Genomic DNA, 25,928 nt, shown 5'->3' with positions numbered 1-25,928 from the left:
CTTTGTCCGGCTTGGTGAGCCTGCTTCCGGCGGCGCGCTTCGTGGGCGGCGCCAACCGCCGATCGATGTTCCGGCGCCGTGTCAGGCGGCCTGGATGATGCCCAGTTCGCGCCCGGCCTGCTCGAAGGCGGCGAGGACCTTGTCCAGCTGTTCGCGGGTATGCGCCGCCGACAGTTGCACGCGCACGCGCGCCTGCCCCATCGGCACCACCGGATAGAAGAAGCCCGACAGCAGCACGCCCAGCTCGAACATGCGCGCCGCGAATTTCTGCGCGACCGGCGCGTCGAACAGCATCACCGGCACCACCGGGTGCGTGCCCGGCTTGATGGTGAAGCCGATGCGCTCGATCTCGCGGCGGAAATAGGCGGTGTTCTCGTGCAGGCGGTCGCGCAGTTCCGTCGATTTGCTGATGCGGTCGAGCACCGCCAGCGACGCGCCGGCGATCATCGGCGCCAGCGTGTTCGAGAACAGGTACGGACGCGATTTCTGGCGCAGCGTCTCGATCACCTCCTTGCGGCCGGACGTGAAACCGCCCATCGCGCCGCCCAGCGCCTTGCCGAGGGTGCCCGTGATGATGTCGATCTTGCCGATCACGCCGCAGTGCTCGTGCGTGCCGCGGCCGGTCTTGCCCATGAAGCCGGACGCGTGCGATTCGTCGATCATCGTCAGCGCGCCGTATTTCTCGGCCAGCGCGACGATCCTGTCCAGCTGCGCGATCGTGCCGTCCATCGAGAACACGCCGTCCGTGACGATGATCTTGTGGCGCTTGCCGGCATCCGTCGCGGCTTGCAGTTGCTGTTCCAGGTCCGCCATGTCGTTGTTGGCATAGCGGTAGCGCGCAGCCTTGCACAGGCGGATGCCGTCGATGATCGACGCGTGGTTCAGGGCGTCCGAGATGATGGCGTCGTTTTCGTCGAACAGCGGCTCGAACAGGCCGCCGTTGGCGTCGAAGGCGGCGGCGTACAGGATCGTGTCTTCCGTACCGAGGAATGCGGACAGCTTGCGCTCCAGCTCCTTGTGCACGGTCTGCGTGCCGCAGATGAAGCGCACGGACGACAGGCCGTAGCCGTATTTCTGCAGCGCCGCTTCGGCCGCCTTCTGCGTTTCCAGGTCGCCCGACAGGCCGAGGTAGTTGTTGGCGCACATATTGATCAGGGTGCGGCCGTCGTCGGCGACCACTTCGGCACCCTGGCGCGACGCGAGCACGCGTTCGGGCTTGAACAGGCCTTCGGTCTTGAGCGTGTCGAGTTTCTGCCGGAGGCCGCTATAGAATGCTGGGTCGCTCATGTTTCCTCGTCCTTGTCGGTTGGCGAATGATATAGTGTGGATGCGTTCGATGTATGGAACTTGTTCTCTATGTCGAACAGAAATTCGATATATTGAATATTACTCCCCGCTATTGAACTTGGCAAGCTAGCTCCATGAACAATACCAGTGCTCCGCCGGAAGTCGGCGCCACCCTGCAGCGCCTCCGTCTCGCACGCGGCCTGACCCTGGAAGACCTGTCGCGCATCGCCGGCGTCTCGAAGTCGATGTTGTCGCAAATCGAACGCGAAAAGGCCAACCCCACCATCGCCATCACGTGGCGCCTGGCCAATGCGCTCGGCGTGCAGATCGGCGAGCTGCTGTCGTCCGGGGTGCGTGCGGTCGACCTGATCCGCGTCGTCGACGCCCACGAAATCCCCACCTTGCCCGGCAACCACGCGGGTTATTCGCTGCGCATCCTGGGACCGATGGACCTTGCCGGCAAGTACGAGTGGTATGAGTTGACGTTGCAGCCGGGCGGCGAACTGGCGTCGCAGGCCCACGATCCCGGTACCAACGAGCACTTGACCGTGGTAACTGGGACGGTGGAACTAGAGGTCGGGGCCGAGAAGCGAAAAATCAAGCACGGCGCGACGGCGCGTTATCCGGCCGACCAGGATCATGCCATCCGGAATTCGGGGAAGACGGAGGCGAAGGCGTTGCTGGTCGTCGTGCACCGGTAGGCCAGGCGCAAAAACAAAACCCCCGCTCGAGGCGGGGGTCGTTCGTGGTGGCTGCTGCGCTGCGCTTACAGCGGCGTCAGCGGGCCATTCCGGTAAGAAGCGCCGACGAGCTCGATGGCGCGGAAGGCTTCCCGGCAAAACGCGCGGAACAGGCGGCCCAGCGTGCCGTCGGTGGTCTTGCGGGACGAGATCGTGGTATAGGCGTTCATGGCAACTCCGTTCTTCATGTCGTTCAGTGATGAAGGAAGTTTACGCCCGCCGCAGATATTAATCCAATTTCGGTTCCAAATCCCCCCGATACGTTTTCATGATTTCTCAGCGATCGGCGCACACCGACGCATGTTGACGGCAATCACGGCGGCTTATATCACGCGGCGCGCCGCTCCGGCCCCGCGTACAGCCGGGCATCCCGGCCCCGGCGCCGCATGTCGATGGCGCTCTCGATCTGCGGCCGCGACAGCCGGCGCGCCACGGCGGACTTGCCGGCGGCGTGATCGCCGGCGTCCGCCGCCAGCAACATCCACATGTACGACCGCACCGTGTCGCGCGCGACGCCGCGGCCGCTGTTGTACATGCCGCCAAGATTGTACTGGGCCAGCGCATGGCCCTGCTCGGCCGCCAGGCGATACCAGTGCACGGCGAGCTCGTCGTCCTGCGGCACGCCCTGGCCGTTCGCGTACATGATCCCGAGATTGTTCTGCGCGCTCGCATCGCCCTGCTCGGCCGCGCGGCGATACCATTCGGCCGCCACCACCTCGTCGCGGCACACGCCCTGCCCGTTCGCATACATGACGCCCAGCGTGAACTGGGCCTTGGCGGCGTCCTGCTCGGCCGCGCGCCGATACCAGTGCAGCGCCCGCTCGGGATCGCGCGCGACGCCTCGTCCATGCGCGTAGCGGTGCGCGAGATTGACCTGGGCCAGCACGTGGCCCTGCTCGGCCGCCGCCAGGGTCCAGGCGAGCGCCGCGCCGCCGCAATGCACGGACGCATCAGCACCGTCGTCCGCACCGCCGCGGGCGCCCGCATGCACATCGACATCGGCCGCGCCCAGCAACTGGGCGAGGCTGAACTGGGCTTCCGCGTCGCCCTGCTCGGCGGCGCATTCCAGCCACGCCCGGGCGCCCATCGCGTCGGCCGGCGCGCCGTGGCCCGCCAGGTAGGTCAGCCCCAGCAAGCGCTGCGCGGGCGCGTGGCCGCGCGCCGCCGCGCGCCGGAACCAGTACATCGCCTCCGCCTCGCTGGGCGCCACGCCCTGGCCGCGCCGGTACATCAGGCCGAGACAGACTTCCGCCTCGGCATCGTCGAGCAGCGCCGCCTTGCGGAACCAGGCCATGGCGAGCGGATGGCTGCGTCCGACGCCCGCGCCGTCCAGGTAGCAGGCGCCGAGCAGGCGCTGGGCGCTGGGCAGGCCCTGCTCGGCCGCCTTGTAGTACCAGGCGACGGACAGGGCCGGATCGCACGGGACGCCGCGCCCGGTCCGGTACAGGTCGCCCAGGTTCTGCTGCGCCGAGGCATCACCCTGGGCCGCGGCCAGGCGAAACCAGTACGCCGCCTCGTCGTCCGACTGCGCCACGCCCCGTCCCTGGAAATACATGCCGCCCAGGTGATTCTGGGCAAACACGATGCCCTTGCGGGCGGCTCGCTCCAGCCAGCGGCAGGCCAGGACGTCGTTTTGCGGCGCACCATCGCCCTCCTTGTACATCATGCCGAGGTTGAACTGCGCATACGGATTGCCGCGCGCGGCGGCGCGGGCGAACCAGGCGAGCGCGCCGGCGCGGGGGATGGATTCGTGACTATGCATGCTGTGCTCCTGAGGGCAAGCGTGGCCGGCTCCGCGCGTGCGCCGCAACAATCCGGGCGGCCGCGCATGGAGTCAAAGAATTGCCAAAAGTGTAATGATGCGATGCATCATGGATTTGACTTGCGCCAACGTGAAGGGGATGGACTGGCGCGAAATCGATGTCGGCGCGACGGATCGGACGACGGGGCCTGCGTCATGCGACGAAGTGAGGCGGACCCGGCCTCTTGCTTACATGCAGGGAAACATGTACGTACGCCGGATCTCGACAGGCCGCTGCTTTTGGGCCACAAGCGGTCATCCACCTCAGAAAAGTTCGTTGGTTTAAGCGAGCGGACAAGTGATTCGAAAAGCAGTCTGCTTTATCCTGAAGCAAGATGGATGGCTTATTCCATTCATTGCGCTTCTCGTGTGTATTTCTGAGATGGGTCGAAAGTTGCCGTACACTGGACGGCAATACCCAGCCAGAAGCAGACCTACCCCAAAAAGAAACATGTGATCTTAGGTTCGGCGAAAGTGCTCTGTAGCGCGATTTCGAAGATGAGACATCGATATCGCCAGGCAGTTCGTCCAACATGACACTGCTGGCGCTGAATTGGGTGCTTTTTTCTGGCCGATAGCCGATCAGTGAATGCCGAACGCCTTCCTTAATTCAGCTTGATCTGGCTGGTAGATCAGAAATTGAGCATTGACCCTGATCGCTTCCTCTCTGGCCTCAAGCAGGGCGCCGCCTACCGCGGCGCCCAGTCCCGCCCCAATCCCTGCTTGAACCGGTGACAGGCCAGGCGTCGTGGCAACAGTATTGAGCGCGGCCGTATTAGCGTTGTCGTACGATGAAGGCTTACCGGCAATTAGATGCTCCGGCTGACCAGGAATATGAGTCGTCGTACCGAGGTTGTAGTAATAAACCTTTGCCGAACCCGTGGTTTTGGGCACATAGATGCCGCACCGCTGTGTCCACGTCGAGCCCACGATCCAGCCGTCAATATTGGTCGACGCTACTTTTTTCACCAGACAGTTTCCTGCCCCCTCGTAAAAAACACCGCCGGCATCTTCGCGGCTGCCCGTGTAGTTCCCCGCTGCCATCGTGTACTCGAATGTCAGCTTGCGACCAAAAGCCGAGGAGACATCAACCCAAGTATATGGCTGTGTTAGCACGATGCTCTCGGGTTTAGCAACCGCGACAGTAGCACTCTGGGGCACGCCCGTACAGCCGACAAGAGCGGACACAACGAAAGCGATAGCACTTGTCCTGAATAGCAAAGCTGCAGGCAACATATTATATTTACGTTTCGTAAACGAGTGAGCGGACGAGAAGGACGGTCGCTTTTTCGGTCGAGCGTTAGCAGGAACACGTGAAAATCAATCGACGGCCAGAATACCGTCCAATCTACGGCGAGTATTTCCTAAAAGGAAGTCCTCGCTGTTCTAACGCTGGGCCGTACACTGATCCTTGCGAACGGCCGAGATCGCCCAGGAGCAGTCATTCGGGTTCAGCACAATTGAGGAGTAAATGGACGCACCAGACGCGAAGATTGCATGTAGGGAAGTCATTGATGCTTGGTCAAACCTTGTTCAGTTAGTTGACTTCGCTGAGCAACGGCATGGATTCGGCGATAGCAATGGCGGATTCGGTGCTATCTACCCTGACGACGTAGATGAATACATGGCGGAGGTAGAGGGCGTCCGTGTCCCCGATGGGTCGGTTCTACTATACGGCTATGCGTTTGCCATCCCGCCAGGGTACGAAATTCTGATTGAAGAGCCGGTCTACCTCCGCAATCTAGTAGACGTATTGCGAGAGCATGGACTGACCGCTGAGGCCAAGCGAGTTACTGTTCTGCTGAACACCCTATCGCCTACGTCCAGTTGAGACTTCGCGACCGTCTGCTTCGGCTCGATTCCGGACGGCTGCGAAAAGACCGACCACGACGCCAGCCGTCAGGCCGGCACGCGCCGTCCCGCCGCGTACACACCCATGAACGCCTCGACCTTGGCCGCCGCCACCCGGTTGAGCGCCACGAGCAGGTCCGGATCGACCCCCGCCAGGCCATAGGCCTCGCCCAGGTGACGTCCGATGTGCATGAGCAATTGCGCCGCGACTTCCGCGTCGGCCTCGGCCCGGTGGGCGCGGCTGTTGAACCGGATGCCGAGCCCGCGCGACAACTCTCCCAGCTTGTAGCTCGGCAGCCCCGGAAACACCCGGCGCGACAGTTTCAACGAGCACACGAGGCCGCCATGCCGGCAGGCATGGCCCAGCCGCGCGCCCTCGGCCTTGAGGAATTTTTCGTCGAAGCTGGCATTGTGCGCGGCCAGCACGTCGTCGCCGATGAAGTCGATCAGCGCCGGCACAACGTCGGCCGCGGGCGGCGCGCCGTCGACCATCGCCTGCGTGATGCCCGTCAGCTGCGTGATGAACGACGGCACGCGCACGCCGCAGTTCACGAGCGACACGTAGCGCTCGACGACCCGGCCGTCCGCGATGCGCAGCGCCGCCACTTCCGTGATGCGGTCGCCGGCGTCGGGCGACAGGCCGGTGGTCTCGAAGTCGAGCATGACGATGGGACGTTCGAACACGGGGTTTCCTTTCTAACCGAATTTACGGGCGGCGTCGATGGCCAGGCCGGCCCCGATGCTGCCGAACAGGTCGCCCTCGACACGGCGGGCGTCGGGGACGATGGCGGCGATCCGTTCGCGCAGGCTCGCCACGCCGCTGGAACCGCCCGTGAAGAACACGGTGTCGACGCGCTCCGGCGCGATGCCGGCGTCGCCCAGCAGGCGCTGCACGGTCGCGCCGACGTTGTCGACCAGCCCGGCGATCGACGTCGTGAACATTTCGCGTCCCACGCGCAGCGACTCGGGCGGGTCGAGACGGTCGAGATCCAACGCCACCTCGGGCGCGTCGGACAGGGCGATCTTCGCCTCTTCCACCTGCATGGCGAGCCAGTGGCCGGCGCGCTCGTCGATCAGGCGCTGCAGGCGCTTGAGCTTGTCCGGCTCGGCCGCGTCGCGCACGAGGTCGGCCAGCTGCGCGATGCTCTTGCGCGTGTAGGCCTGGTTGATCGTGTGCCACGTCGCCAGGTTGAAATAATAGCTCGACGGCACCGCGGCGCCCGACAGCAGCGCGCTGCCGTGGCCCAGCAGCGGCATGACGGAAACGAGGCTCAGGTATTTGTCGAAGTCGGTGCCGCCGATGTGCACGCCGCCGGTGGCGAGGATGTCGTCGCGCCGGTCCGCGCGGTCGGTCCGCCCGGGACCCAGCCGTACGAGCGAAAAGTCGGACGTACCGCCGCCGATGTCGGCGATCAGCACCAGCTCTTCGCGGTCGATGCGCGATTCGTAGTCGAACGCGGCGGCGATCGGCTCGTACTGGAAGCCGATCTCGCAAAAGCCGACGGAGCGGGCGACCTCGGCCAGCGTGTCCTCGGCCAGCCGGTCCGCTTCCGCGTCGTCGTCGACGAAGTACACGGGACGGCCGAACACGGCGCGGTCGAAGGTCCGGCCCGCCTCGCGCTCGGCGCGGCGCTTGACTTCGCCGATGAAGTGCGCCAGCAGTTGCCGGAACGGCAACGCGCGCCCCGCGACCTCCGTCTGCCCTTCCATCAGGCTCGTGCCCAGGAGACTCTTCAGCGAGCGCATCAGGCGCCCCTCGTAGCCTTCCAGGTAATCCGCCAGCGCGGCGCGGCCGTAGCGCACCTGGTCGTCGTCCGCGTTGAAGAAGACGACGGACGGCAGGGTCGGCTTGCCGTCCTCGAGGGGCAGCAAGGCGGGTTGGCCGGGCCGCACCCAGCCGACGGTGGAGTTCGACGTGCCGAAATCGACGCCGCAAGCGTTCGCCATGGAAGTCTTTCGATGAAAAGGGGCGAAATGTTACCAGATTACGGGCACGGAACCAACGCCGGGCCGGCTTGTCTCATGGTGACAACGCCACACCAAGAACCTATCCCGGTAGGGTGGGCACCCCTGTGCCCACCAAACGCAGGCCGTTCGGCGAACGCATGGTGGGCACGCATTTCATGCCCTCGGCATGAAATGCCCCACCCTACCCGTTCGCGCCTACTAGAATAGGTTCGAAGAGCCACGGAGAGCATATGTCGACGACGGCAGGCAGTTCCGATTTCGCACCCGGCGGCAGCCACGCGGGCGCGGGCGCGCACGCCCACCCGCACGGCTGGCGGCGCTGGCTGTTCGCCACCAACCACAAGGACATCGGCACCCTGTACCTGTGGTTTTCGCTCGTCATGTTCATGACCGGCGGTGTGCTGGCCCTGCTGATCCGGCTCGAATTGTTCCAGCCCGGCCTGCAATTCTTCCGGCCCGAGGTGTACAACGAATTCGTCAGCCTGCACGGCCTCGTGATGATCTTCGGCGCCATCATGCCGGCCTTCGTCGGCTTCGCCAACTGGATGATCCCGCTGCAGGTGGGCGCGGCCGACATGGCGTTCGCCCGCATGAACAATTTCTCGTTCTGGCTGCTGCCGCCCGCCGCCCTGCTGCTGCTCGGCTCCTTCTTCAGCGCCGGCGGCGCCACCGCGGCCGGGTGGACGATGTACCCGCCGCTGTCGGTGCAGATGGGTCCCGGCATGGACATGACGATCTTCGCCGTCCACCTGATGGGCGTGTCGTCCATCATGGGCGCCATCAACATCGTCACGACGATCCTGAACCTGCGCGCCCCCGGGATGTCGCTGATGAAGATGCCGATGTTCTGCTGGACGTGGCTGATCACGGCCTACCTGCTGATCGCGGTGATGCCCGTGCTGGCGACGGCCGTCACGATGATCCTCACCGACCGCCATTTCGGCACCACTTTCTTCAACGCGGCCGGCGGCGGCGATCCCGTCATGTTCCAGCACATCTTCTGGTTCTTCGGCCATCCGGAGGTCTACATCATGATCCTGCCCGGGTTCGGCATCATCTCGCAGGTGATCCCCGCGTTCGCGCGCAAGCCCCTGTTCGGCTATGCGTCGATGGTCTACGCAACGGCGTCCATCGCCATCATCTCCTTCATCGTGTGGGCGCACCACATGTTCACGACGGGCATGCCGGTCACGGGCCAGCTGTTCTTCATGTACGCGACAATGCTCGTGGCCGTCCCGACCGGCGTCAAGGTGTTCAACTGGGTGGCGACGATGTGGAAAGGCTCGCTCAGCTTCGAGACGCCGATGCTGTTCGCCGTCGGCTTCATCTGGGTGTTCACCATCGGCGGCTTCACCGGACTCATCCTCTCCGTGGCGCCCATCGACGTCCAGGTGCAGGATACTTACTACGTGGTCGCGCACTTCCATTACGTGCTGGTGGCGGGGTCGCTGTTCGCCCTGTTCGCCGGCTATTACTACTGGGCGCCGAAATGGACGGGACACCTAATCGACGAGCGGCGGGGCAGATTCCATTTCTGGAACTCGCTCGTCTGGGTCAACGTGACGTTCTTTCCCATGCATTTCCTCGGGCTGGCGGGCATGCCACGCCGCTACGCCGACTATCCCGTCCAGTTCACCGACTTCCACGTCCTCACGTCGGTCGGCGCCTTCCTGTTCGGCCTGTCCCAGGTGTACTGGCTGTTCCGCGTCGTGATCCCGAACATCCGCGGCGGCCCGCCCGCGCCGGCCAAGCCCTGGGACGGGGCGGAAGGACTCGAATGGACCGTACCGAGTCCGGCGCCTTTCCACACGTTCGAGACGCCGCCGCTGGTCAAGTGACCCCGCGAGGGCCGCCATGACGCGCGAATGGACATTGCGGCGCAACTGCTCCCTGTCCCCGCGCCAGCTCGCGCACGCCTACGCGATCCTGTGCATCGGCTCGCTGGCCGTCGCCGTGGGCTTCCTGTTCCACGGCATCTGGTTCGTGCTCGGGTTTTCCCTCCTCGAACTGGCGCTCGTCGGGCTCGCCCTCATCGTCTATGCACGCCACGCGACCGATCACGAGCGCATCGCCCTGTCCGAATCCGGCCTGCTGGTCACCTGCGTGCAGGCCGAAAAGCGGGAATCGATCCGGCTCGACCCGCTGTGGACCCGCGTCGTCGTGCCGGACGAGCGTCCGCGCACCCTCATCCAGCTGGAATCCCGCGGCGTGAAGATCGAGATCGGCCGTTTCGTCGACGAGTCCCGGCGCCGCCAGGTGGCGCGCGAGCTGCGGCAGGCGCTGCGCGGGGTGTCCGTCATGCGCTAGCGATGCCTGACTGAGCCGTGTAAGCCGCGTCCGACAGCCACACGGCCAGCGAACCGATGTTTCTCCTCATTTATGCTTTGCATAATGCGGTATCTGCCTTGCCGCGCGGGCTTGATGCGCGCAGGGCAAAAGTATTGCAAGGAGAAAAGAAAAAGATGAGCGTGACGCAAGGATATGCAATCGTCGTGCACGGCGGCGCCGGGAGCCCGCGCGCGTACGACGACGGCTGCGAGCGCGCGGCGCGGCGGGCGGTCGAGGAACTGGCCGTCAGCGCGGATGCGCTCGACGCCGCCAACGCCGCCGTCGTCTCGATGGAAGACGACGGCCGCTTCAATGCCGGCAGCGGGTCCGTGCTATGCCTGGACGGCGCGACGGTCGAAATGGACGCCGCCGTCATGGACACCCGCGGCCGCCTCGGCGCCGTCGCCTGCGTGCAGGGCGTCAGGAATCCCGTTCTGCTGGCGCGGGCCGTCGCGGACACGCCGCACTGGCTGCTGGCGGGCGAAGGCGCCGGCCGCTTCGCCGCCGCCATCGGCCATCCGGCCCACGCGACGATTTCAGACCACCAGCGCGCGGCCCACGAGAAAGTCGTGCGCGAGCTGGCCGGCAGCGTGCCCGCGATGCCGGGGATCGCGCCGGAAGCGAAGGCGTTCCTCCGTTTCTGGAATTACCAGACGCCCCTCGACCTGCCCGCGCACGCAGCCTGCGACACGGTCGGCGCCGTCGTGCGCGGCCCGGACGGCCATGTCGGCGTGGCGCTGTCCACGGGCGGCTCGGCGCCGTCGCTGCTGGGCCGCGTGGGCGACACCCCGATCGTCGGCAGCGGCTTCTACGCCGGGCCGGCCGGCGCCGTCGCCGCCACCGGCATCGGCGAACAGATCGTGCGCCACCTGCTGGCGCGCACCGTGTACGGCTGGATCGAGGACGGCATGCCGCTCGAACGCGCCCTCGAGCGCGGCGTCGACCTGTTCGACCCCAGGGTGCCCATCGGCCTGATCGCCGTGAGCCGCACGGAAGCGGCCGCGCGCAGCAACCAGGACATGCCCCACGCCCGGATCGTCGCCCCATGACCGCCCAGGGCGAACAAGTGGCGGCGAGCCACGGCCACCTCGTGATCATCGGCGGCAGCGAAGACAAGCAGCGCGACATGACGATCCTCAGGCGCTTCGTCGAACTGTGCGGCGGCCCGGCCGCCAAGATCGTCGTCATCACGGCCGCCAGCGCCGCCACGGACCACATGTGGGAGACGTACGACCGCGCGTTCGCCGACCTCGGCGTCACGCGCCACTTGCACCTGCATCTGCACAGCCGCGGCGACGCCAACGACGCGGACCACATCCGCGACGTGCGCGACGCCGACGGCATCTTCATGACGGGCGGCGACCAGAAACGCCTGCTCGCCCTCATCGGCGGCACGCTGCTCGACACGGCGATGCACGCGGCCCTCAAGCTGCGCGGTGCGTGCATCGGCGGCACGAGCGCGGGGGCGTCGGCCATGTCCGGCCACATGCTGGCGCAGGGGCGCGCCGAACTGCATCCCGAGAAGGGCTCCGTGAGCCTGGGCGCGGGCCTGGGCTTCCTGCACAAGATCGTCATCGACCAGCACTTCTCGGAACGCCAGCGCCTGTCGCGGCTGTTGTCCGTCGTCGCCCAGAACCCGTACCTGCAGGGCGTCGGCATCGACGAGGACACGGCGCTCGTCGTCGAGCGCGGCGTCGGCATCGAGGTGCTGGGCGAAGGCGCCGTCACCGTCGTCGACGGCCGCACCATGTCGACGAACGTCGCCGAGATCGCCGACCACGCGACGCCGGAACTGATCGACGTGCGCCTGCACCTGCTGCCCGCCGGGAGCAAATACACGTTGCCCGGCGCCGGCCGCGGCGACGCGGCGCGCATTCCCCCCCCGCTGCTCGAATTCCTGGAACACATCACGAAACGGAATCCCATCTCATGAACATCGCCGAACAACGCTTCCTGCGCGGTCCGAACCTGTATGCCGCGACGCCCTGCCTGCTGGCCGTCCTCGACATCGGAGGCGGGCACGACGCCGCCGGCCTCGGCGCCCGTCTGCTCGCGCTGTTGCCCGCCATGTCCGCGGAAGGCGCGGCGCGGCTGTCCGACTGCCAGGCGGAGCACGAAGCCCTCGAACCCGTCGTGATGGAGCTGCAGCGCCTGGCCGGCGCGCCCGCCGCGTTCAGCATGACCCGGCTCGACACGTCCCGCCCGCGGCGCGCGCGCGTCGTGTGCGGCTACACGGTCGAACAGGTGGCCGCGCAAGCCCTGCGCACGGCCACCGCATTGATCGCGGCATGCGCGCGCCACGAGGCGTTCGACCTGGACGCGGCGCTCGCCGAGCTGCGCGAGACGGCCCGCCGCCACGCCATCGGCACGAGCACGGCGGCCGTGCTGGCGGCCGCGCACCGGCGCGGCATCCCGAGCCTGCGCCTGACCGAGGAAGCGAACTTGTTCCAGCTGGGCTGGGGCAGCCGCCAGAAGCGCCTGCAGGCGACCATCACGGGCGCGACGAACCACGTGGCGGTCGGCATCGCCGGCGACAAGCAGCTGACGAAGACCCTGCTCGACCAGGCCGGCGTACCCGTGCCCGCCGGCGCCACCGTGACGACGCTGGAACAGGCGCTGCGCGCGGCGCGCCGTCTCAAGGGCCCCGTCACCGTGAAGCCGCTGGACGCCAACCAGGGCAAGGGCGTCACCGTCGCATGCGCGACACCGGCGGACGTCGAGCGCGCGTTCGACTTCGCCCGCCAGTACGGGTCCCACGTCATCGTCGAGGAACACCTGCGGGGCCGCGACTACCGCGTGCTCGTCACGGGCCGCAAGGTGGCCGCGGCGTCGTGGCGGCGGCCGCCGCACGTGACGGGCGACGGCGTATCCACGGTCCGCGCGCTCGTCGAGACCGAGAACAGCAACCCCGCGCGCGGCGACGGCCACGCCAACATCCTCACGAAGATCCCGCTGGACGACCTCGCGCTGCAGGTGCTCGCGCGCCAGGGCTACGACCTCGACGCGGTGCCGCCGGAAGGCAGCCTGGTCGACCTGCGCGGCAACGCCAACCTGTCGACGGGCGGCACCGCCGAAGACGTGACGGACCTGCTGCCGGAAGAAACGCGCGACATCTGCATCCGTGCCGCGCGCACGATCGGGCTGGACGTCGCCGGCATCGACATCGTCTGCGAAGACATCGCCCGGCCGCTGCGCGACCAGAAAGGCGGCATCATCGAAGTCAACGCGGCGCCGGGCATCCGCATGCACCAGTACCCGAGCCGGGGCACGCCGCGCGACGCCGGCGCGGCCATCGTCGACGCGCTGTTCGGCGCGGACGACGGCCGCATCCCCGTCGTCGCGGTGACGGGCACGAACGGCAAGACGACGACCAGCCTCCTGATCGCCCACGCGACCCGCCTCGCGGGCCTGCGCACGGGCGTGACGACGACGGAAGGCGTGTACATCGACGGCGAGCGCATCGTCAAGGGCGACTGCACGGGCTACCGTTCCGCCCGCACCGTGCTCGCGGCGCCCGACGTCGACTTCGCCGTGCTGGAGACGGCGCGCGGCGGCATCCTCGAGCGCGGCCTCGCCTTCGACCACTGCGACGTCGCCGTCGTGCTGAACGTGTCGGCCGACCACCTGGGCCTGGACGGCATCGACACCGTGGAGGAGCTGGCGCGTGTGAAATGCGTCATCGCCGGGCGGGCGCGCCGCGCGGTCGTGCTCAATGCGGAGGACGACCATTGCGTCGCGATGTGCGCGGAACTACGGCAACACGTGGAGATCCTGTACTTCGCGCTGGACGCCGACAACCCTATCCTGCTGCGCCACCTGGAAAACGGCGGCCGCGCCATCTACCTGGAAGACAACATGATCGTGCTGGCGAACGGCGCGCGCCACGAGGCGCTGGTGGACGTGCGCGCGATGCCGTGCACGCTGCAGGGCGCCGCGCGCTACAACATCGCCAACGCGCTGGCGGCGGCCGCCGCGCTCACCGCGACCGGGTTCGGCAACGCGGAGATCGCGGCCGGGCTGCGCACCTTCGTCTCCGACTGGAAGCACAATCCGCTGCGCACGAACGTGTTCGACGTGGACGGCGTGACCGTGATCTTCGACTACGGGCACAACGCGCCCGCCTACGCCGCGCTGGCCGAGACGGCGCGCGCGCTGACGCCGGGCCGGCTCGTGGGCGTCGTCGCGGCACCGGGCGACCGGCGCGACGACGACCTCGTCGCCATCGGCGAGACGTGCGCGGCCGGTTTCGACGAGCTGGTCGTGTACGAGACGGCGAACCGGGGCCGCGCGCCGGGCGACGTGGCGGCGCTGCTCGTGCGCGGGGCGCGCCTCGGCAAGTTCGAGGTGGACCACCTGCGCGTCGAACTGGACGTGCACGAGGCGATCCGCGCCGGCCTCGCGCGTTGCGAACCGGGCGACGTGCTGGTCTTCGGCTGCGGGTCGTCGATCACGGAACTGACCGAGGCGATCCGCCCGACGTCGCCCGCGACGGCGAGCCGGATCGAGGCGCAAGCCGTGTAGGGTCCGCGGTCGCGTCAGCCGCCCGCCTGCGCCGCGATCCACGCGGCACTCTCGGGATCCATCTGCCGGATCGCCTCCACGAACACGTCCAGCGACGAGCCGCACGCGAACACGAGCACGTCCCCGCGCCGGCACAGCGACAGCCCCAGGCGGATCGCCTCGCCCACGTCCGGTTCGCGGTGCAGCGTGTCCGTCTTGCCGACGACGTCCTCGGCGCCCCGCAGGATCAGGTCGACGGCGCCGCCGTAGGGACGGCCGCGGCTGGACGATTCGTACACGACCAGCTCGTCGAAGCGGCCGGCGCACACGCGCCCCACATCGAGCAGGTCGGCGTCGCGCCGGTCGCCGGGCGCCGTGACGATGCCCACCAGCTGGCCCGGCAGCAGCGAGCGCGCCATCGCGGCCAGCGCCGCGTAGGCCGCGGGATTGTGCGCGTAGTCGACGATCACGGTCACCCCGCGCACGTCGAACACGTTGGTGCGCAGCGGGTTCGTCTTGCCGTCGCTGACGAAGGTCGACAGGCCCGTCGCGATCTGCAGGTTCGAGAACCCCGCCGCCATCAGGCCGGCCGCCGCCGCGAGGCCGTTGGCCACGTTGTAGCGCGCCCGGCCGCCTAACGCGATCGGCATCGCCTCGACCCGCAGCAATTCCTGGTGATAGGTGGCGTCGGCGACGACGATCGCATTGTCCTGCAGGTAGACGGCGCGGCCGCCCTCTTCCAGGTGGCGCAGCAGCACGGGATTGTCGGCCTCCATCGAGAAATACACGACTTCCACGTCGGGATGGACGCGGCGCGCCATCGCCACGCACAGCGGATCCTCGGCATTGAGCACCGCGGCGCGGCTGGCCGCCAGCGGTACGACGGCCTTCACCTGCGCCAGGTCCTCGATGGTGTCGACGCCGTCCAGGCCCAGGTGGTCGGCCGACACGTTCAGCACCATGCCGACGTCGCAGCGGTCGAACGCGAGGCCGCGCTTGAGGATGCCGCCGCGCGCCGTCTCCAGCACCGCGAAGTCGACGTCCGGCGACGCCAGCACCGTGCGCGCCGACCAGTAGCCCGTGCAATCGCCCTTCGTGACTTCCTTGCCGGCGATGTGGACGCCGTGCGTGGACGTCACGCCCGCGACCCGCCCCGCCAGGCGCACCGTGTGCGCCATCAGCAAGGTGGTCGTCGTCTTGCCGTTCGTGCCGGTGCAGGCGATGATCGGAATGCGGCCGTCGGAATCGTCCATCAGGCTCGCCGCGATGGCGTCGCCGACGTCGCGCGGCTGGCCGCCGTCCGGCTGCCGGTGCAGGCGGATGTCGGGCGCCGCGTCGACGCCGACGACGGCGCCGCCCTGCTCCTGCAGCGGTACGGCGATGTCGCGGCAGACGATGTCGATGCCCGCCACGTCCAGGCCGATCTTCGCGGCCGCGCGCACGCACAGGCGGCGCGTGCACGCCGGCAGCAGGTCCGTCACGTCTTCGACCGTGGCGCCGCCGCCGTCCCCGGTCCGGCGCAGCGCCGCCGCCGCGACCTTGCCGCCGGCGACGAGCACGCGACAGTGCGCCCCGTCGAGCCAGCCGCCTTCGACCGTGGCCACCGGCTCGCCCTGCGGCACGGGCACGCCCGCCTCATGGAGGAGCTGCCGGGTGAGCTGCCGGTCGGCGGCGATGCGCACGGCGATGGTGCTCGTGTCGCCCGTGACCGTGGTCTGGATGCGCTTCTGCTTCACGCCCCAGCCCAGCTGGAACAGATTGGCGTCTTCCGTGATGCGCGTCACCGGGACGCCCCGCTCCTGCGCGGCCGCCAGCACGGCCGCCGTGCTCGCGTCGATGGCGTAGTGGTCCGCCAGCGCGCGCAGATCGTCCAGCCGCGGCGCCACGTCGAACGGCTGGTCGTGCGCGAGCGCGTCGACGATGTCCACGGCCAGCGCGAACGCCGGCTGGGCGACCTTTTCCAGCTGGTAGGCGCAGACGATGCGGAACTGGCCCGGCTCGCCGGTCACGGGCCGCGTGCGCCCGAACGCGACCTGGGCGCCGGCCAGGCATTGCAGGCCCAGGGTCACGTGCTCGATCACGCGGGCGAGATAGGTGCCTTCGCGCAGGCGTTGCGCGAAGCCGCCCGGCTGGCCCGTGGGCACGAGATAGTCGGCCAGCGACGGCAGCAAGTCGAGCAGCGCGTCATTGAAGCGCGGGAGGTCGCGGGTGGAGACGCCGTACAAGTCGTCCAGGTCGAGCACGGACAGCAGGCACGGGGTGGCGGCATGGATGTTGGGTCCACGCAGGAAGCGTTGTTCGAGTATCTGCACGGGATATCCTCGTGTTGCCTGTCGTCGCGGCGCGGGCCCGCGCCGCCAGGGTCGTTCTTACGCGTCGAGCAGTTGCGAATACATGCGCGTGGCCATCAGGCCGATGGCCGTATGATGCACGGACGGCGCCATCAGCGGCGCCAGCATGGCCATCGCCTCCCGCTTGCCGCGCGTGGCGGCCACGCGTTCCTCCAGGCGGTGCAGCGCCGGGTCGCCCCTGGCGTCCCCGGCACGGTGCCGGATCAGGCCCCGTTCCGCATGGCCGCCGCGCGCGCCGTGCCGCATGACGCCGTCGAGCGCGCGCTGGCGGGCCCGGTGGCTGAGCACCCGGCCCGTGCGCGCCGTCGCCGCCGCGTCGCGCGGCGTGACGCTCCAGTCGCGCAGCACCTGCCGCTCGTAGCCGGAAAACACGCCGAACATCTCGGCGCGCTCGCCCTCGATCAAGCGCCAGAAGCGGCTCCGTTCGACGTCCTCGCCGCGCCGGATCCAGCCCGCGTCTTCCAGCGCCGCCAGGAAGGCGGGGACCTGGCGCGGGTCGGCCAGCCAGTCGTTGACGGTGCGGCCGGCCACGCGGCAGTAGTCCGAATGCATATTCCTGCCGATGGCGGCCTTGGCGCCGAGGATCTCGACGAGCTCCGCTTCCAGGTCGAACGCGCCGATGACGGACGTCGTGCATGCGCCCAGGTCGTTCAGGCGGTAGCCGTCCAGCACGCGCGCGAAGAACGCGGCCGGATCGCTCGCGCGCGCCATCAGGTTGGACAGCGCCCGCACGGCCTTGTGCGCGTGGCCGCTGCCGGCATTGTCCACCGTGACGTGCAAGGTGAAGTAATACGGATCGATCCCCAGCTCGTTCAATTCGTACGACGTGATCAATAGATGGAGCGGGAGCTGCTCGTAGCCGAGGTTGTAGCCGACCAGCTCGGGCAGGAAATCGTCCCCGTGATGGGCCAGCGCCAGCTGGATCGCGCCCTGGACGAAGCGGTCCTCGGGCAGCGTCTCCCAGTCCTCGCAGCCGTGCGCCGCGAGCAGGCGGCGGTACAAGGTGACGTGGTTCTTGTCCGGCACGCCGTCGCCCAGCTCTTCGAGACAGGTCTTGATCAGCGGGTGGAAGTCGGGGTCGTCCCAGCGCGCCAGGGTGCCGTACAGCCAGGCGCCGTCGACGAGCTTCGTCGGCGCGACGCCCCTCAGGAAGTACAGCGCGTGCGAGGTGTTCGTGAAATAGCGGCGCGGGGCGCCGTTCCTGCGCGCCGCGAGGTATTCGCGGTACGCGATGCCGACGGACTCGGCGCGGCCCTGGATCCAGCCCTGCAACTGCCACACGGCGTCCGGCAGTTCGCACGGTTCCGCGCGCGCCAGCGCGACCTGCGCGCGCAGGAAGGCCGGCGCCGCGTCGCGGCAGCCGGCCGCGTCGTCCAGCAGCGCACGATACAGATCCTTGGCGGCCGGCACCCGGGCGGGCCGGCCGCCGCGCGCCATGGCGCGGTCCTGGCTGGCGGCGACAAACATAGAGGTCATAACAAATCTTTTGGTAAATGTTGTACCAAAGATTATGCGGACCCGGCGTTGCCGGCGTAATCGGTACGCTTCCCCCCGGAATGTCGGACAGGGATTACACAGGTCGTTCGATTACGATTGCGCCGCCACGTTCAGCGCGGAACGGGCCCGCGCATAGCCGAAGTAGACGATCAGGCCCAGCACCAGCCAGATCCCGAACGCCATCCACGTGATCGCGGACAGGAAGCACATCAGCGCCAGGCAGAATACGACGGCGATCGCCGGCACGACGGGCACGCCCGGGCAGCGGAACGCGCGCTTCAGGTCGGGACGCTTCTTGCGCAGGACGATCACGGCGATGGACACGAGGCAGAATGCGGCCAGCGTGCCGATGTTGACGAGCTCCGCCAGCACGTTCAGCGGCACGAACGCGGCGATCAGGCCGAACACGATGCCGACCATCCAGGTGGCGAAGAACGGCGTGCCGAACTTCGGGTGCACGGTCGACAGCTTCGGCGGCAGCAGGCCGTCGCGCGACATCGCGAAGATGATGCGGGTCTGGCCATAGGCCATCACGAGGATCACGGTGGTCATGCCGAGGATGGCGCCCAGGTCGATCCAGCCGGAGAACCAGTTTTCGCCGGCGTACTGCAGCGCCAGCGACACGGGGTGGTCGATGCTGCCTTCGAACAGCCTGAACGGGACGATGCCGGTCATGATGGCGGACACGATCACGTACAGGATCGTGCAGATCGTCAGCGAACCGATGATGCCGATCGGGAGGTCGCGTTCCGGACGCTTGACCTCTTCGGCGGCCGACGTCACGGCGTCGAACCCGATGAACGCGAAGAACACGACGGCCGCGGCGCTCATGACGCCGGACGCGCCGAACGGCGCGAACGGATGCCAGTTGGCCGGCGTCACGTGCTTGACGCCCACGAAGATGAACAGGAGGACGACGGTGATCTTGATCGCGACCATGACGTTGTTGACGCGGGCGGATTCGCGCACGCCCCACGACAGCATCGCCGTCAGCACCAGCATGATGCACAGCGCCGGCAGGTTCATGATGGTGTGCACGTTCGGCAGCGCGCCCGGCGCGGCGGACAACGCCTGCGGGATGACGATGCCGAAGCCTTTCAACAGCGACTGGAAGTAGCCGGACCAGCCGACGGACACCGCCGACGTCGCCAGGCCGTACTCGAGCAGCAAGTCCCAGCCGATCATCCAGGCGACCAGTTCGCCCAGGACGGCATAGCTGTAGGTATAGATCGAACCGGCGATCGGCACCGTCGACGCGAATTCCGCGTAGCACATGGCCGCGAAGCCGCATGCGATGGCGGCGACGATGAACGACAGGGTCAGCGCCGGGCCGGCCGTGAGGGCGCCGGTGCCGGTGAGCACGAAGATACCGGTGCCGACGATCGCCCCGATGCCCATGAGGATGAGGTCGGTTGGCCCCAGCACTTTCTTCAGCCCGCCCGGGGTACGGGAGGCCGCGACCATGTTGTCGAGATTCTTGGTTCTGAAAAGACTCACTGCTTTCTCCAATCGATAGTAGATAAAACCCGGTCCCTGATTATTGTGCGCGCGGTGGGCGGGCGGTTGGCCTGCACCTGCATTCGCTCGAGGCGGTCTCCTCCTGGGCTCGGGCCTGCCTGGCCGTCCGGCATGCAAAAACAGTGCCGGTCAGCGAGTTGGCGGCGTGACATTATCGCCATTCTGTTAATTAGAATCAAAGGAAATACTCAATATTTCCATGCGCGGCGCATGGGAAACCGCAAAAACCCTAGCGCAAGGTGCAGATCAGGAGTTCCGGATCGGCGTTCAGCCGCAGCGGGATGCCGGAACAGCCGACGCCGCGGCTGACGATCAGCGGGCCGTTGTCCGGCAGGTCGTAGCGGCCATAGGTGAATTCGCGGGAACACGGGCCGCTGGGCCGGAACAGCGGGGCGCCGTCCGGCAGCGCGATCTGGCCGCCGTGGGTATGGCCGGCAAAGCCGACGTCGAAGCGCTGCCGCTCCAGCCGGAACAGGCCGTCCGGCGAATGCATCAGGTAGATGCGCACGGCCCCCGCGCCGGCGAACGCGGCGCCGGCCGACGGGTCGCCCGTCCACGGATCGTCGATCCCGCACACGCTGACGTGCCCGAACGGCGGCGGCAACGCGGCGCTGCGGTTCACGAGCACCTCCACGCCGCCCGCGCGCAACGCGTCCTCGACGACGGCGCGGCCGTTCCAGATGTCGTGGTTGCCGATCACCGCATACGTGCCCAGCGGCGCCCGCGCGCCCGCGAGGAAGGCGGCCAGCCCGGCGACGTTGTGGGCGTCGAACGACACGTAGTCGCCGCCCAGCAGCAGGACGTCCGGCCGCTCGGCGCGGATCGCGGCCAGCAGGTCGTCGAACAGCGCGGGATGCGTCGTCGGCCCGGCGTGGAAATCGGATGCGAAACCGATGCGCAGCGGCTCGGCCAGGCGCCGCTCCGGCCCCAGCTCGACCTCCTGGTACGTGACCCCGACGCGGCCCAGGCCGCCCAGCCGGTAGCTCAGGCCGGCCAGCCGGCCCGTGCGCAGGACGGTGTTCAGCAAACGTTCGGTGGCGTTGCGGATGGGACGCTGGTGCTTGTGCCTGGACATGCGGTTAAAGCTTGTAAAAATCGCACTGTACACGATAGCCCGCATCCCTGTCGCCCTTGCTCACGCACTGGTGCAATCGATCCGGCCACGGTAATATTGCTTTTCCAACAGGAACCGCCATGCTGACACCGGATCAATTCTTCGCCTTCCTCGCCGCCGCCATCCTGCTGACCCTGTCGCCGGGGCCGGACAACATGATGGTGCTGAGCGTGGGCGTGTCGAAAGGCCGGGCGCGGGGCGTCGCGTTCGGGCTCGGCTGCGCGTTCGGCTGCCTGAGCCACACGCTGCTGGCCGTCGTCGGCGTGTCCGCCCTGATCGCGGCGTCGCCGCTGGCGTTCACGACGCTCAAGGTGTGCGGCGGCCTGTACCTGGCCTGGATGGGCTGGCACGCCATCCGCAGCCGCGGCGGCGCCCGCATCGACACGGCCGGCGCGTCCGCCGACCCGGCCCGCAAGCTGTTCGTCAAGGGCCTCGTGGCGAATGCGATCAATCCGAAAGTCGCGCTGTTCTTCCTGTCCTTCCTGCCGCAATTCGTCGTCGCCCAGCGCGGCGACGCCAATCTGCAGACGGCGCTGCTGGGCCTCACGTTCACCCTGCAGGCCATCGTGCTGTTCGGCCTGCTCGGCTTCTTTTCCGGCGCCATCGGCCAGTGGCTCGCGCGCCGTCCCAAGGCCGGACAATGGCTCGACCGCGCGGCCGGCACCATCTTCATCGCCCTCGGCCTGCGCCTGATCGTCGCCCGCTGACGGGCGCCCTCACCGCGCGGCCTGGCGCTCGCGCACGCCTTCCAGCAGCAGGTGCTGCAGCGCGTCCAGGTCGACCGGCTTGGTGAGATGGTGGTCGAAACCGCTGGCGCGGGTGCGTTCGCGGTCGCCCTCCTGGCCCCAGCCCGTCAGCGCGAACAGCCGCACGCCGTCGTTGCGGGCGTCGGCGCGCAGGACGCGCGCCACCGCGTGGCCGTCCATGCCCGGCATGCCGATGTCCAGCACGACGGCGTCCGGCCGCAGTTGCGGCACGCGGCGCAGCGCGTCCTCGCCGCCGTAGGCGCAATGGGCGTCCACGCCCAGCGATCCGAGCAGGAAGCACAGCGAATCGGCCGCGTCGCGGTTGTCGTCCACGACGAGCACGCGCATGCCCGCGAGGACGCGCGCTCCCGCCGCCGGCGCCTCCTGCGCCGGGAGCGCGGATTCCGGCAGCAGCGGCAGGCGCACGACGAATTCGCTGCCCCGGCCCCGCCCTTCGCTCTTCGCCTGCACGCTGCCGCCGTGCATCTCGACCAGCTTGTGGACCATCGCCAGGCCGATGCCGAGCCCGCCCTGGCTGCGCGCGCCCGCCTCCTCGACCTGGGCGAACATCCCGAACACCTGCCCCAGCTTGTCGGGCGGGATGCCGATGCCGCTGTCGCGCACGGCCACCAGCGCATGGCCGCCGTCGCGCCGGACGCACAGCTCGATGCGGCCGCCGGGGTCCGTGTACTTGGCCGCGTTGTTCAAGAGGTTGGAAAAGACTTGCGTGAGGCGCACCTTGTCGGCATCGAGCACGAGGCGCTCGCCCGGCAGGTGCTGGACGAACGCGTGGCGGGCGCCGTCCAGGGCCGGACGGCTCGTCTCGACGGCGCCGGCGAGGATGTCGGCGAGCGCCACCGGCTGGCGCGCCAGCTCGATCTTGCCGCGGGTGATGCGCGACACTTCCATCAGATCGTCCACCAGGCGCGTGATGTGCTTGACCTGGCGGCTCGCCATCTCCATCACGCGGTCGGCCTTGCGCTTGCCGTCCGCGCAGCGCAGCATCTCGACGGCGTTGCTGATCGGGGCCAGCGGGTTGCGCAGCTCGTGCGCGAGGACGGCCAGGAATTCGTCCTTGCGCCGGTCCGCCTCGCGCAGCGCGTCTTCCGCCTGCACGCCGTCCGAGATGTCGATGCCGATGCCCACGTGGCCCCGGTACGCGCCGTCGCGGGCGAACCACGGCGCGAAATGCACCTCGAACCAGCGCCAGTCCCCGCCCGCGGCGTGCACCCGCAGGCGCAGGTGGAACGGCACGCGGTCGTCAATGGCGTCGCCGGACGCGGTCAGGAAGTACGGCAGGTCGTCCGGGTGCACGCCGGCGCGCCAGCCGTCCGGGAGCAGGCGGTCGAGCGTGGCGCCCGTCACTTCCGCGTAACGCCGGTTCACGTAGACGAGCCGGCCGTCCGCGCCGAATTGCCAGATCAAGGCCGGCGCCGCATCGGCCAGCGCGCGGAAGCGCCCTTCGCTTTCCTGCAGCGCGGCCTCGGCCTGGCGGCGCGCATCGATGTCGATGGCCGCGCCGTACCACGCGCGGATCGTGCCTTCGGGGTCGCGCACGGGGCGCTGGCGCACGAGGAACCAGCGGTAGCCGCCGTCGGCGCCGCGCACGCGGTATTCCAGCTCCAGCTGCCGCCCGCCCGCGACGGCGTCGGCGTACGCGCGGCGCGCATCCGGCAGGTCGCCCGGATGGATGGCCGCCAGCCAGCCGCCGTGCCGGGTGTCCTCGACGGACTGGCCCGTGTACTCCAGCCAGCGCTGGTTCGGCGTCACGTGCCGGCCGTCGGCGTCGGTCTCCCACATCATGACCGGCACGAGGCTGCTGAACGCGCGGTGGCGCAGCTCGCTCTCGCGCAGCTGTTCCTGGGCTTCGCGCCGGTCCGTCACGTCGATGACGAATTCGACGATCGTGCGCGCATCGAGCCGCGCGGCGGCGCACAGGATCCACACGCGGCGCCCGTCCGGCCGCACCCACGCGCACTCGAACGGCTGGCTGCTGTCGTCGTCGCCGTCGCGCCACGCCGGCGGCGCGAATTCGTCGTAGCGCAGCAGGCCCGTCTCCAGCGCCGCGCGCGTGCAGCCGGTGATGGCCAGGAACGCGTCGTTGGCCTGCACGACGGCGCCGGCGGCATCGAAATGGACGATGCCGACTGTGGGAATACGGAGCATGCGGCGCAGGCGCGTTTCGCCCAGGCGCCGCGCGGCGTCGGCACGCGCCCGTTCCACCATCGCCCACGTGCGCTCCGCCACCTCCTGCACCAGCGTGACGTCGTCCTCGCTCCAGTCGCGCGGCGCCGTCGCGTGCACGACCAGCATGCCGACCGGCTGGTCGTGGTACACGATGCCGGCGCCGATCAGCGCGGCCACGCCGTCGCCCGCGCAGGCCGCGCGATCGGCGGCGGGCAGCTCGCGCGCATCGGCCGCATCGCGGACCACGAGCAGGCGCGCGCCCCTGGCCGCGTACAGCGCCGTGGGCCGGCCGGTGCCGGCCGGATAATAGCCATCCATCGGCGCCAGGCCATCGGCCCAGCCCGTGCGCACGTCCACGCCCACGCGCGAGAACTCGGCGAACACCACGCGCTGCACACCCAGGTGGCGCCCGAGCAGGCGGCTCGCCGTGGCCAGCACGCGGTCGGGCTGGACGAGCGGCCGCAGCGCGTCGCTCAATTCGAGCAGGAAGGCCTGGCGCGCGGCGCGCGCGACGGCGGCCCGTTCCACGCGCTTGCGCTGCGTGACGTCGTCGAACACGACGGCGACCTCGCGGCTGCCGGCGCCGCCGACGCGCGCGGCGTACGCCGTGTACCAGGCGCCGCCCATGCCCGCGATACAGCATTCGAAACGCTCCGGTTCGCCCGTGACGGCGACGCGGCCATAGCGGTCGATCACGTCCTGCTCCAGGTCCGGCACGAGCTCGCGCGCGCGCCGGCCCGTGACGCCCGCGAGCCGCGTCTGGCGCTCGAACGCCCGGTTCACCTCCAGGAAGCGGTAGTCGACGCACCGGCCCGCCGCGTCGAAGATCGTTTCGATGAGGGCAAACCCCTCGTCGATGGCGTCGAACAGCGACCGGTACTTCTGTTCGGAGCGCAGCAGCGACTCCTCGGCGCGGGCCCGCCCGACGGCCGCCCACGTGCGCTCCGCCACCGCCTGCATCAGCCGCAGCTCGCGCCGGCGCCACGCGTGCGGCCCCGCGGCCAGGACCGACAACATGCCCAGCAGGCGCCCATCCTTCGCGAGCGGGACGATGGCCCAGGCGTGCTCGCCGTCGACGCCGAACGCGGCGCGGTGCGCGTCGCTCAGCAGCGCGTCGGCCCGGGCGTCCGTGCGGGCGACGATGCGGCCCAGGCGCAGTTCGGCGGCGGGCGCGGCGTCATGATCGGCCATGCGGCAGCGACCCGCGTGCCGGGCCGCGCCGTCCGCGCAGGCGGCGCCGGCCGCGGCGAATTCGCCCTCGCCGCGGGCCTCCCAGAACACGACGGCGGCCGCGCGCAGATGCTCGCGCAGCACGCGCGCCGCCGCGCATTGCATGGCGAGCGGATCGGCCAGCGTGCGCAGGCTGTCCATCAGGCGCAGCAGAAACGCCTTGCGCTCGCGGCTTTCGCGCAGCGCCCCCTCTTCCTTCTTGCGCGCGGAGATGTCGCGGCACAGCACCCCGACCGCCCCGGCCGGACAGCCGCCGGGAACGGGAAACACGTGCACGTCGTAACAGGAAGCGCCGTCCGCCAGGCGGCTTTCGAACCGCTCGCCCGCGCCGCCCCGCGCAACGCGGCCGACGGCGTCGCACCACGCGCGTTCCGGTCCGGCGTCGCCTGCCGACCAGGCGGCGCCGGCCGCGCGCCCGGTGAGGGCCACGCAGGCGGGATTGGCGTCCAGGTAGCGGAAACCGGTGCAGCGGCCGGCGGCGTCCGTGCGCACGTCGGCGGCGACGCAGAACGCGTCGTAGAGCGACGCCGTCAATGCCGCGTACGCCGCCGCGCTGGCGCAACGAGCGTCCGCGTCCGCGTTCCGTTGCGCCTGCCGTGCCGTGTCCTGTTCCATATTCCGTGTCATGTGCCGCGTGCCGGTTCCGATTCCATGAGCCGGCGCGCGCGGAACCGCCCGCGCGCCGCCGAAAAAACCAGAATAGCATCGCGATTCCCCCTCGCCCCGCACGTTACGTGCCGTAACCGCCGGGTCCGGCGCGCGGCATTTACTACGGTCAAGGCTGCGCCGCCCGGCGGCGATTGCCGGGAT

General features: G+C 68.9%; 19 protein-coding genes. 8 read left to right on the top strand and 11 right to left on the bottom strand.

All coding sequences use genetic code 11. From position 1 onward, the window contains the following. Positions 1-81: 81 nt before the first annotated feature. Entirely contained in the window at positions 82-1,287 is a 1,206-nt protein-coding gene (locus tag ISF28_RS01720; protein ID WP_198115402.1) for a glycine C-acetyltransferase, read from the bottom strand. A 134-nt stretch (positions 1,288-1,421) separates the two neighbouring features. Here ISF28_RS01720 and ISF28_RS01715 point away from each other — a divergent pair, with 134 nt between their 5' ends. Then, complete coding sequence (locus ISF28_RS01715; protein WP_198115401.1) at positions 1,422-1,988, top strand: helix-turn-helix domain-containing protein; 567 nt, start codon at positions 1,422-1,424, stop codon at positions 1,986-1,988. A gap of 65 nt (positions 1,989-2,053) precedes the next feature. On the opposite strand, the gene ISF28_RS01710 is transcribed toward ISF28_RS01715, so the two are convergent. From ISF28_RS01710 to ISF28_RS01700, 3 genes are all read right to left on the bottom strand, one after another. Next, positions 2,054-2,197 carry a hypothetical protein gene (locus ISF28_RS01710; RefSeq protein WP_198115400.1) on the bottom strand — a complete coding sequence of 48 codons (144 nt, stop codon included), beginning with the start codon at positions 2,195-2,197 and terminating at the stop codon, positions 2,054-2,056. Between the two features lie 158 nt (positions 2,198-2,355). Further along, complete coding sequence (locus tag ISF28_RS01705; RefSeq protein ID WP_198115399.1) at positions 2,356-3,789, bottom strand: tetratricopeptide repeat protein; 1,434 nt, start codon at positions 3,787-3,789, stop codon at positions 2,356-2,358. Between the two features lie 621 nt (positions 3,790-4,410). Then, positions 4,411-4,944 carry a hypothetical protein gene (locus ISF28_RS01700; RefSeq protein ID WP_198115398.1) on the bottom strand — a complete coding sequence of 178 codons (534 nt, stop codon included), beginning with the start codon at positions 4,942-4,944 and terminating at the stop codon, positions 4,411-4,413. Positions 4,945-5,299: 355 nt separating this feature from the next. Here ISF28_RS01700 and ISF28_RS01695 point away from each other — a divergent pair, with 355 nt between their 5' ends. Then, on the top strand, positions 5,300-5,659 hold the full coding sequence (locus tag ISF28_RS01695) for a hypothetical protein (RefSeq protein ID WP_198115397.1): 360 nt from the start codon (positions 5,300-5,302) through the stop codon (positions 5,657-5,659). Positions 5,660-5,727: 68 nt separating this feature from the next. On the opposite strand, the gene ISF28_RS01690 is transcribed toward ISF28_RS01695, so the two are convergent. Further along, positions 5,728-6,363, bottom strand: coding sequence for a 3'-5' exonuclease (locus ISF28_RS01690; RefSeq protein ID WP_370663372.1), 636 nt, complete (start codon positions 6,361-6,363; stop codon positions 5,728-5,730). 12 nt (positions 6,364-6,375) lie between these two features. Next, positions 6,376-7,626: an Hsp70 family protein gene (locus tag ISF28_RS01685; RefSeq protein WP_198115396.1), complete on the bottom strand. Its 1,251-nt coding sequence runs from the start codon at positions 7,624-7,626 to the stop codon at positions 6,376-6,378. A 251-nt stretch (positions 7,627-7,877) separates the two neighbouring features. Between ISF28_RS01685 and ctaD the strand changes: the two genes are divergently transcribed. The 5 genes from ctaD (at position 7,878) to cphA (ending at position 14,496) form a co-directional block, all read left to right on the top strand. After that, positions 7,878-9,485, top strand: a complete 1,608-nt coding sequence (gene ctaD / locus ISF28_RS01680) for a cytochrome c oxidase subunit I (protein WP_198115395.1) — start codon at positions 7,878-7,880, stop codon at positions 9,483-9,485. 16 nt (positions 9,486-9,501) lie between these two features. Next, on the top strand, positions 9,502-9,954 hold the full coding sequence (locus ISF28_RS01675) for a DUF2244 domain-containing protein (RefSeq protein WP_198115394.1): 453 nt from the start codon (positions 9,502-9,504) through the stop codon (positions 9,952-9,954). Positions 9,955-10,109: 155 nt separating this feature from the next. Beyond that, positions 10,110-11,024: an isoaspartyl peptidase/L-asparaginase gene (locus ISF28_RS01670; protein ID WP_198115393.1), complete on the top strand. Its 915-nt coding sequence runs from the start codon at positions 10,110-10,112 to the stop codon at positions 11,022-11,024. After that, entirely contained in the window at positions 11,021-11,908 is an 888-nt protein-coding gene (locus ISF28_RS01665) for a cyanophycinase (protein WP_198115392.1), read from the top strand. The genes ISF28_RS01670 and ISF28_RS01665 overlap by 4 nt, the downstream gene beginning before the upstream one ends. Further along, the gene (gene cphA / locus ISF28_RS01660) at positions 11,905-14,496 is read left to right on the top strand and encodes a cyanophycin synthetase (protein WP_198115391.1); all 2,592 of its coding nucleotides are present in this window, start codon (positions 11,905-11,907) and stop codon (positions 14,494-14,496) included. The genes ISF28_RS01665 and cphA overlap by 4 nt, the downstream gene beginning before the upstream one ends. A 14-nt stretch (positions 14,497-14,510) precedes the next feature. Here the strand turns inward: cphA and ISF28_RS01655 are convergent, their stop codons facing one another. From ISF28_RS01655 to ISF28_RS01640, 4 genes are all read right to left on the bottom strand, one after another. Further along, positions 14,511-16,787 (bottom strand): cyanophycin synthetase family protein, encoded by a 2,277-nt coding sequence (locus tag ISF28_RS01655; RefSeq protein ID WP_198115390.1) that lies wholly within the window; start codon positions 16,785-16,787, stop codon positions 14,511-14,513. A gap of 57 nt (positions 16,788-16,844) precedes the next feature. Beyond that, positions 16,845-18,302 (bottom strand): iron-containing redox enzyme family protein, encoded by a 1,458-nt coding sequence (locus tag ISF28_RS01650; protein WP_229518802.1) that lies wholly within the window; start codon positions 18,300-18,302, stop codon positions 16,845-16,847. A 111-nt stretch (positions 18,303-18,413) separates the two neighbouring features. Then, positions 18,414-19,820, bottom strand: coding sequence for a branched-chain amino acid transporter BcaP (bcaP, locus tag ISF28_RS01645; protein ID WP_370663371.1), 1,407 nt, complete (start codon positions 19,818-19,820; stop codon positions 18,414-18,416). 250 nt (positions 19,821-20,070) lie between these two features. After that, entirely contained in the window at positions 20,071-20,916 is an 846-nt protein-coding gene (locus ISF28_RS01640; RefSeq protein ID WP_229518801.1) for a metallophosphoesterase, read from the bottom strand. Between the two features lie 119 nt (positions 20,917-21,035). Here ISF28_RS01640 and ISF28_RS01635 point away from each other — a divergent pair, with 119 nt between their 5' ends. Beyond that, entirely contained in the window at positions 21,036-21,662 is a 627-nt protein-coding gene (locus ISF28_RS01635) for a LysE family translocator (RefSeq protein WP_198115389.1), read from the top strand. A 9-nt stretch (positions 21,663-21,671) separates the two neighbouring features. On the opposite strand, the gene ISF28_RS01630 is transcribed toward ISF28_RS01635, so the two are convergent. Further along, the gene (locus ISF28_RS01630) at positions 21,672-25,733 is read right to left on the bottom strand and encodes a PAS domain S-box protein (protein WP_198115388.1); all 4,062 of its coding nucleotides are present in this window, start codon (positions 25,731-25,733) and stop codon (positions 21,672-21,674) included. Positions 25,734-25,928 lie beyond the last annotated feature (195 nt).

It is taken from the genome of Massilia rhizosphaerae (assembly GCF_016093545.1).
GTDB lineage: Bacteria > Pseudomonadota > Gammaproteobacteria > Burkholderiales > Burkholderiaceae_D > Telluria > Telluria rhizosphaerae.
Note: the sequence above shows the minus strand (reverse complement) of the source record. Positions and strands in the feature narration are given on the sequence as shown.